Source organism: Burkholderia sp. Ac-20379, assembly GCF_017104645.1.
In the GTDB taxonomy this organism is placed as follows: Bacteria; Pseudomonadota; Gammaproteobacteria; order Burkholderiales; family Burkholderiaceae; genus Burkholderia.
This window is the reverse complement of the sequence record NZ_JAAGPF010000331.1, coordinates 1-8,222: the sequence shown is the minus strand read 5'-3', so window position 1 is coordinate 8,222 and position 8,222 is coordinate 1. Positions and strand designations below refer to the sequence as shown.

General features: G+C 69.6%; 9 protein-coding genes. 5 read left to right on the top strand and 4 right to left on the bottom strand.

All coding sequences use genetic code 11. From position 1 onward, the window contains the following. The 5 genes from G3N92_RS27880 to G3N92_RS27860 all read left to right on the top strand — a co-directional run. Positions 1-558: CocE/NonD family hydrolase (locus G3N92_RS27880; protein ID WP_206130808.1), on the top strand; the 558-nt coding region annotated here is incomplete at its 5' end. A gap of 148 nt (positions 559-706) precedes the next feature. Next, entirely contained in the window at positions 707-1,825 is a 1,119-nt protein-coding gene (locus G3N92_RS27875; protein WP_206130807.1) for a porin, read from the top strand. A gap of 74 nt (positions 1,826-1,899) precedes the next feature. Continuing rightward, positions 1,900-2,817: a LysR family transcriptional regulator gene (locus G3N92_RS27870; RefSeq protein WP_206130806.1), complete on the top strand. Its 918-nt coding sequence runs from the start codon at positions 1,900-1,902 to the stop codon at positions 2,815-2,817. 208 nt (positions 2,818-3,025) lie between these two features. Next, on the top strand, positions 3,026-4,369 hold the full coding sequence (locus G3N92_RS27865) for an MFS transporter (protein WP_206130805.1): 1,344 nt from the start codon (positions 3,026-3,028) through the stop codon (positions 4,367-4,369). A gap of 29 nt (positions 4,370-4,398) precedes the next feature. Further along, entirely contained in the window at positions 4,399-5,391 is a 993-nt protein-coding gene (locus G3N92_RS27860) for a succinylglutamate desuccinylase/aspartoacylase family protein (protein ID WP_206130804.1), read from the top strand. A 183-nt stretch (positions 5,392-5,574) separates the two neighbouring features. On the opposite strand, the gene G3N92_RS27855 is transcribed toward G3N92_RS27860, so the two are convergent. The 4 genes from G3N92_RS27855 to G3N92_RS27840 all read right to left on the bottom strand — a co-directional run. Beyond that, the gene (locus tag G3N92_RS27855) at positions 5,575-6,111 is read right to left on the bottom strand and encodes a cytochrome c (protein ID WP_206130803.1); all 537 of its coding nucleotides are present in this window, start codon (positions 6,109-6,111) and stop codon (positions 5,575-5,577) included. A gap of 13 nt (positions 6,112-6,124) precedes the next feature. Continuing rightward, positions 6,125-6,430 (bottom strand): DUF4148 domain-containing protein, encoded by a 306-nt coding sequence (locus G3N92_RS27850; RefSeq protein ID WP_206130802.1) that lies wholly within the window; start codon positions 6,428-6,430, stop codon positions 6,125-6,127. Between the two features lie 152 nt (positions 6,431-6,582). Then, positions 6,583-7,383, bottom strand: coding sequence for an ABC transporter ATP-binding protein (locus G3N92_RS27845; protein ID WP_206130801.1), 801 nt, complete (start codon positions 7,381-7,383; stop codon positions 6,583-6,585). Between the two features lie 24 nt (positions 7,384-7,407). Beyond that, positions 7,408-8,222: ABC transporter permease (locus G3N92_RS27840; protein ID WP_206130800.1), on the bottom strand; the 815-nt coding region annotated here is incomplete at its 5' end.

Genomic DNA, 8,222 nt, shown 5'->3' with positions numbered 1-8,222 from the left:
GAGCTGCCCGGCTTCTTCGGCGTGCAGGCGCCCGGCCGGCCGCTCGCCGCCCGGCCCGACGTGCTGGTGTTCCAGACGCCGCCGCTCGAGCACGACGTGGCGGTGGCCGGCCCGATCCGCGTGCGGCTGTGGGTGTCGAGCGACGCGCCCGACACCGATTTCACGGCCAAGCTGATCGACGTGTGCCCGCCCAACGCCGATTACCCGGACGGCTATGCGATGAATCTGACCGACGGCATCTTCCGCTGCCGCTTCCACGCGTCGTGGGAAGCGCCCGAGCGGCTCGAAGCAGGCCGCGTCTACGAGATCGCGATCGAGCCGTTCGCCACCGCGAACCGTTTCGCGCGCGGCCACCGGATCCGGGTGGACATCTCCAGCAGCAACTTCCCGCACTTCGACGTCAACCCGAACAGCGGCGAACCGCCCGCGCTGGCCCGCGCGCCGCGCGTGGCCGTGAACCGCGTGTGGCTCGGGGCCGGCACGCCGTCGCAGATCGTGCTGCCGATCGTCGACACCGCCCAGCTCGACGCGCTCGCGCTGCCGCCGCACACCGCCTGATACGGCCCGGGCTGCCGGGCTCCCGTTTCCGATTCGTCACCCCACGCCGCATTCGACGCGGCGCTCTGGGGCGGCTCGGCTCGTCTTTGCTTCGCAGTACCAAGTAGTTAACAACGTCAACCGTAGTGCTTATCGCAGGGGAAACATCATGAAAACAGCATCGTTGAAGGCCATCCGCCTCGCGGCCGGCGGAATCGGAACCAGCATCGGGATCGGCCTCGCGGCTGGCGCGGCGCAGGCGCAATCGAGCGTCACGCTGTATGGCATCGTGGACGGCGGCTTCACCTACACGAGCAACCAGGGCGGCCACGCCAACTATCAGGCCACCGCCGGCAGCGAACAGGGCTCGCGCTGGGGCCTGCTCGGCAGCGAGGATCTGGGCGGCGGCAACCGCGCGATCTTCCGGCTGGAGAACGGCTTCAACCTGCAGACCGGCGCCGCCAGCGCGAACGGCCGGATCTTCGGGCGGCAGGCCTGGGTGGGGATCGCCTCCGATCGCTACGGCACGATCACGCTGGGCCGCCAGTACAACGCGTCGCAGGATTCGCTCGAACCGCTGCAGATGGCCTCCGAGATGGTGCAGTACGCCACCCACCCGTTCGACACCGACGACATCAACAACTCGTTCCGCACCGACAATTCCATCAAGTACGTCACGCCCACTTTTTACGGCCTGCAGGTCAACACGATGTACGCGCTGTCGGGCAACGCGGCCTCGTTCGCCACCAACCGCTCGTACAGCGTGGGCGCGACCTGGACGCGCGGGCCGTGGCGGCTCGGCGCGGCCTACGTGGTGCTCGACCACCCGGCCACCGACACCACCGGCGCGATCCCGTCCGACAACTACTTCACGTTCCTGAAGGGCATCACGAACCAGCGCATCTGGGGCGCGGGCGGGCTGTACGAGATGGGCCGCGCGACGCTCGGGCTGATGTACACCAACACGCGCTTCGAACTGACGCCGGCCAGCCAGTACCAGACCTACCAGAACGCCGAGGCGAGCCTGCGCTACCAGATCACGCCGGCGCTGCACGCGGCGATCGGCGAGACCTACACGAACGTGTCGACCAACGGCGCGGTCGGTTCGTGGCATTACTGGCAGACCAACACGGCGCTTCAGTATTTCCTGTCGAAACGCACCGACATCTACATCGACCTGCTCTACCAGCACGCCAGCAACGCCGTGGCGCAGATCGAGGGCACCAGCGGCGCCTCGAGCGGCGCGTCGCAGTTCCTGGCCGTCACCGGCATCCGTCACAAGTTCTGACGCCGGGCCGCGCGCGCCGCCACCTCGTTATCATGTGCGCTGCGCCCCAGGCAGCGCACCGCAAAGGACGATCGATGCAGATAACGTGGCTGGAAGACTTCATGGAACTGGCGCGCACGCGCAGCTTCTCGCGCGCGGCGGACAACCGCGCCGTCACGCATCCCGCGTTCGGGCGGCGCATCAAGGCGCTCGAGGAATGGGTGGGCGCGGAGCTGGTGGAGCGCCGGCAGCCGGTCGTGCTGACGGCGGCCGGCGCGATCTTCCTCGACGCCGCCACGGTGGCCACCGACGTGCTCCATGCGGCCCGCGCGCAGTTCCAGGACGCCTCGGCCGCCGGCGAGCCGGTGTTGCGCATCGCCACCGGGCGCACGCTGGCGCGCACGTTCTTCCCCGACTGGTACGACGCGCTGAGCCGGCGGATCGGCGCGTTTCCGGTATCGGTCAGCACCGGCGGCGCGCAGGAAGTGGTGATGCGGCTCGCGACCGGCGACGTGGATCTGCTGGTGATCTACTCCAGCCCCACCACGCGGCTGCTGATCGACCCGCAGCGCTACGAATCGATCACGCTGGCCCGCGAGACGCTGCTGCCGGTCAGCGCGCCCGATGCGGCCGGCCGCCCGAAATTCTCGCTCGCGCCCTCGCCGGCCGCACCGATCCCGTGGCTGTCGTTCGCGCCCACGCTGACGCTGCGCGGCGTGCTGGCCAAGCATCTGGCCAGCTTGGCGCAGAAATTGCCGCTGCGCATGGTCTATCAGGCCGATTCGTACGAATCGATCCTGGAGATGGCCAAACGCGGCACGGGCGTGGGCTGGCTGCCGCGCGGGCTCGTGCAGGACGCGCTGAGGGACGGCAGCCTCGTGCCGATCGGCGATGCGGGCATGTCGGTGGGCTTCGACATTTCGCTGTACCGCCTGCGCGGCCACGCCAACCCGCTGGTGGATGCGATCTGGCACAGCGCGTCCGCCGTCGATGACACCCCCAATCCCGCCTGAACGCGCCCGCCCCAACCCAAAAAGCACCAACCGTTGCCGAAACGGCAACTTTCGCGAATATCGGCTCAGCACACTCTCGACAGCCCACAAAGCCGCCCGCCCCGCCTCGCACAACGGGCAAGCGGCTTTGCGATCACAAGCCATCGCGCGGTACCGCGACGCCTCCTCCGAGGCCGCGGCGAGCGCGACATAACTCGAGACGCGCCCCATGTCAGCACGATATTCGTCGTCGAACGACGCGATTGCCCGCCCTGCCGCCCCATCCCATCCCTGGAAGGAAATCTGCGCCGCCAGCATCGGCAACGCGCTCGAGTTCTACGATCTGCTGATCTACGGCTATTTCGCCGTGGTGATCGGCCGGCTGTTCTTCCCCGCCGGCAACGCCACCACCTCGCTGCTGCTCAGCATGGGCACGTTCGGCGTGTCGTTCGTGATGCGGCCGCTCGGCGCGATCGTGCTCGGCGCGTACGCCGACCGGGCCGGGCGCAAGGCGTCGCTGACGCTGTCGATCGCGATCATGATGATCGGCACCGCGATGATCGCGTTCGCGCCCACCTACGCGCAGATCGGCATCCTCTCGCCGCTGCTGGTGATCGTGGCGCGCATGCTGCAGGGTTTCTCGACCGGCGGCGAATTCGGCGCGGCCACGGCATTCATGGTGGAGCACGCTGATGCGAAGCGGCGCGGCTTCTCGGCCAGTTGGCAACTGTCGACGCAGGGGCTGGCGACGGTGCTCGCGGCCGGCGTCAGCGCGCTGCTCAGTTACCTGCTCAGCGACGCGCAACTCGATAGCTGGGGCTGGCGCGTGGCGTTCTGCGTCGGCCTGCTGATCGGGCCGGTAGGCCTGTATATCCGCGGCCAGATCGACGAAACGCCCGAGTTCCGGAAAACGGCGGCGGCCCGCGCGGAACAGGCCCGCAAGCAGGAAAACACCGCCGCCTCGCCGCTGCGCACGGTGCTGCTGCACGACACGCTGAACCTGCTGCTGGCGATCGGCGTGGTGGCGGGCGCGACGGCCTTCAACTACGTGCACAAGCTCTACATGCCGACCTATGCGCTCAAGCAGTTGCATATCCCGGCCACCTCGTCGTTCCTCAGCGCGATGCTGACCGGCTTCGTGCTGATGGTGGCCGCGCCGTGGTTCGGCGCGCTGTCCGACCGCCACGGGCGGTTCCGCGTGCTGTCGGTGGCGATGCTGGCGATCGGCGCCACCTCGTACCCCCTGTTCCTGATGCTCAGCGCATGGCCCGGCGTGGCGACGCTGATGATCGTGCAGGCGCTGGTCGGCTTCCTGATTGCCGCGTGCCTCGGCCCGATCCCGGCGATGCTGTCTGACATCTTCCCCACCGTCACGCGCGGCACCGGCCTCGCGCTGAGCTACAACTTCTCGGTCACGCTGTTCGGCGGCTTTTCCCCGCTGATCGTGACCTGGCTGATCGACGCGTCCGGCTCGAAGCTCGCGCCGAGCTTCTACGTGATGGCCACGGCCGCGCTGAGCATCGTATCCGTGCTCGCGCTGGGCCGCCGCATGGCGCGGCGCGCGCCGGTCTGACCGCAACCCCTTCTCAGGAGATCACGACGATGAACAGCAGGGAACCCGTTCGCGCCCCGCTCGCGCCCTACCCGGTGGAAGTGGCGTTCCCCGACATCCGCCGCTGGGAAGCCGGCAATACGGGCGTGGCGTACGTGCATACGTTCGACAGCGGCGCGGCCGGGCCGCACGTCATGGTGATGGCGCTGACGCACGGCAACGAAGTGAGCGGCGCGATCGCCGTGGACGCGCTGCTCGCGGCCGGCGTGCGGCCGCGAATCGGCCGCATCACGCTCGGTTTCGCCAACGTGGCGGCTTATTTCCGCTTCGACGCGCGCCAGCCCGATGCGAACCGCTTCGTCGACGAGGATCTGAACCGCGTCTGGGCCGAAGCGCGCCTCGACGGCCCCGGCGATTCGGTCGAACTGCGCCGCGCCCGCGCGCTGCGGCCGATCCTGGACGACGTCGATTACCTGCTCGACCTCCATTCGATGCACGAGGCCGGCGCGCCGCTGATGCTGAGCGGCATTCTGGAGAAAGGGATTCGCTTCGCCGAAGCGATCGGCGTGCCGCGGACGGTGATCGTCGATGCCGGGCACGCGAACGGCAAGCGGATGCGCGATTACGGCGGCTTCGGCGACGCGGATAGCCCGAAGAACGCGCTGCTGCTCGAAAGCGGCCAGCATTTCTCGGCGCGTAGCCGGGCCGTGGCGCTCGATGCGGCCGCGCGTTTCCTGCTGGAACTGACGCAGGCGGCATCGGACACGGCCGACCTGCGCGGCTTCCTGCTGCCGGAGCCGCCCGCCGCGCAGCGCATGCTGAAGGTGTGCGAGGCCGTGGTGGCGGACAGCATGGATTTTCGCTTCACGCAGCCGCTCGGCGATCTGCAGCGGATCGCGCGCGCCGGCACCGTGATCGCCCGCGACGGCGAGCGCGAGATCGTCACGCCGTTCGACGATTGCGTGGCGATCATGCCGTCGCTGAGGCAACTGGCGCCGGGGGTGACGGTGGTGCGACTGGCCAGGGAGATCGCGCGGGCATGAGGCCGGAGCCGGCATCGCACCGGTTTCGTGTGGCGAACGGCGGCCGATCGCGCGCCTGCCGTTTCGGCGAGGCGTCACGGCGCACGGTGCACGCCAGCCGCATGCGGCGCGCGCCATGCACGCAACCGGCGGCGCAGCGCCGCTTGTCGACCGCAAACGCGCGCAGGCTTCGAACGCAGCCGATTACTGCGCTGGCGGCCCGCTCAACCTGGCGTAATCGGCAGCCGAAATCCCGCGTGCATGCTTCAGAAACGCGGCCAGTTGCCAGATGTCCCGATCGCTGAACGTCTTGCCGAACGCGGGCATGGCCGTCATCCGCACGCCGTTGCGGATCGTCCAGAACATCAGCGGCGGGTTGTTGCGGCGTTGCGCGCCGAGCAGCAGCGGCGCGCCCGGCAGGATGCCGCGCGCGATCGGACCGGGCGGTTCGCCCGGCGCGCCGTGGCAGGCCGCGCAGGTGGCCGCGTAGCGCCGCGCGCCGGCCGCGATGTTGGCGTCGGTCATCAGATCGGGCGGCGGGACGATGCCCTGCGCATGCCGATGCAGCGAATGCTCGTAGGTGGTGTGCAGCGCCCAGGCCACGAGCGGATCGTGCGGCGGGATCGCGGAAACGTCGTACAGGCCGGAATAGATCACCACCAGTGCGCCGGCCGCGGCCGTGGCGGCAGCGGCGGCCAGCGTCAGGCCGACGGTCTTGAACGGGAAACGGGCGGACGCCATGTCGTGCGCCCCCTTAGTGCGATTGCGGCGCGGCGGCGCTCGGGATCGCGGCGCTCGCCGGATCGACCTCGGCCCGGCTCGCCACCGCCAGCGGCGCGGCCGCCGCGTCGGACGCCGCGAGCCGCGCCTCGGCGGCCTGAATGTCGTTCGGGAAATCGAGCGTCTCGCCGATCGGATCGAAGCCCGCCTGCTCGACGCGCGCGAGATCGGCGCGCACCTGGGCGCGCGTCGCTTCGGCGTGGCTCGCCTGGGAGTACAAGCCGGCGCTGACGGCCAGCAGCATGACGGCGGCCCTGGCCGCCCGGACGGAAAAACGCATCGGTAGCTCCTTGTCCGCCCACCACGGGCGAGCCGGCCGAGCGCGTCATGCGCTGTCGTGTCGATGGCCCACGCGGCCGATCAGGCATTCTGGCGCTGTCATCGACGCGTCATGCTGACGTGCTGATTACCGATTTGTCATTTTCCGGCGGCTCAGGCCGCGATCGCCGCGCCCACCTCGCGCCGCATGTCGGCGAACGCATAGCTGGCGCGGTCGCGCGGGTAATCGATCGGCACCTCCACGATCCGCTCGACGCGCCCCGGGTTGGCCGACAGCACGACGATCCGCTGGCTCAGATACAGCGCCTCCTCGATGTCGTGCGTGACCAGCACCATCGTCACGCGCTGCGTCTGCCAGATGTCCAGCAGCGCATCCTGCAGCCGCGCGCGCGTCAGCGCGTCGAGCGCGCTGAGCGGCTCGTCGAGCAGCAGCACGTCGGGCGCGGTGACCAGCGCGCGGGCGATCGCGACGCGCTGCGCCATGCCGCCCGACAGCTCGCCGGGCCACGCGTCGCGGCTGCCGTCGAGGCCCACGAGTTCGAGATGGGCGCGCACGCGCTCGCGCTTGGCGGCGGCGTCGAGCTCGACGTTCTTCAGCGCCAGCGCCACGTTCTGCTCCAGCGTGAGCCACGGCAGCAGCCGGTGATCCTGAAACACGATGCCGCGCGACAGGCTCGGCCCGCGCACTTCGGTGGCGCCCAGGCACAGGCTGCCGTCGTAATCGGCGTCGAGGCCGGCCAGCACGCGCAGCAGCGTCGATTTCCCGCAACCGCTCGGGCCGACCACGCTGACGAATTCGCCGGGCGCGACGTCCAGCTCGATGCCGTCGAGCACGGTGCGGGTGCGGCCCTGCGACGTATAGCGCTTGGTCAGGCCGCGAATGTGCAGCGGCGGATGGGCGGGCGCGCCCGCCTCGGGCGGCCGCGCGTCGCGGCCAAGGGTGGCAACCGGCATGGCAGGTGCTCCGTGTTCGTTGAATCAGTGCGCGCCGGGCGCGGATGCTTTCCAGCGCAGCGCGTGACGCTGCACCGCATACATGCCGCGATCGATCAGGAAGCCCACCACGCCGATCGTCACCATGCACACCAGCAATTGATCGGTCATCAGCAGCGATTGCGCGCGGAAGATCAGGAAGCCGATGCCTTGCTGCCCGGCCAGCCCTTCGGCCACCACCACCATTGCCCAGGCCAGCCCCGCGCTGTAGCGCAGGCTGACCATGAGGGTCGGCAGCGCCGACGGAATCAGGATGTAGCGCAGCATCTGCGGGCGCGTCAGCGTCAGCGCGCGGCCCAGCTCGATATGGCGCGAATCGGCATTGCGGATGCCCTGCAGCGTGTTGAGGAACACCGGGAAGAACACCGTCTTGGCGATCACCAGCGTCTTGGCCGGCGCGCCCACGCCGAGCCACAACACGATCAGCGGAAACCACGCGATGCCGGGAATGTGGCGGATGGTGTCGAGCGTCGGCCCGAAGAAGCGCTCGACGGGCCGGTACAGCCCGGCCGCGAAGCCGAGCGCGATCGCCGCCGCCGCGCCGTACACGAACGATTGCAGCACCAGCGAGATGCTGACGCCGAAATCGTGCAGATACGAATCGCGCACCAGCATGTCCCAGAACGACGTGGCGGTGCGCCACGGCGTGGGCAGGAACACGGCCGGAATCCAGTGGCGGCTGCTGGCGATCGACCACAGGCCGACGATCAGCACCGGCAGGATCAACGGAGAGGCGAGCCAGCCGAGGAGCGCGGGAATGAGCCGGTCGCGGGGCGCCGCGGCGCCGGGGTGGCCAGCGG

Excerpts from the sequence above, each read along its gene's own strand:
- G3N92_RS27875 (WP_206130807.1), top strand. The coding sequence starts at position 707 with ATGAAAACAGCATCGTTGAAGGCCATCCGCCTCGCGGCCGGCGGAATC.
- G3N92_RS27870 (WP_206130806.1), top strand. The coding sequence starts at position 1,900 with ATGCAGATAACGTGGCTGGAAGACTTCATGGAACTGGCGCGCACGCGC.
- G3N92_RS27865 (WP_206130805.1), top strand. The coding sequence starts at position 3,026 with ATGTCAGCACGATATTCGTCGTCGAACGACGCGATTGCCCGCCCTGCC.
- G3N92_RS27860 (WP_206130804.1), top strand. The coding sequence starts at position 4,399 with ATGAACAGCAGGGAACCCGTTCGCGCCCCGCTCGCGCCCTACCCGGTG.
- G3N92_RS27855 (WP_206130803.1), bottom strand. The coding sequence starts at position 6,111 with ATGGCGTCCGCCCGTTTCCCGTTCAAGACCGTCGGCCTGACGCTGGCC.
- G3N92_RS27850 (WP_206130802.1), bottom strand. The coding sequence starts at position 6,430 with ATGCGTTTTTCCGTCCGGGCGGCCAGGGCCGCCGTCATGCTGCTGGCC.
- G3N92_RS27845 (WP_206130801.1), bottom strand. The coding sequence starts at position 7,383 with ATGCCGGTTGCCACCCTTGGCCGCGACGCGCGGCCGCCCGAGGCGGGC.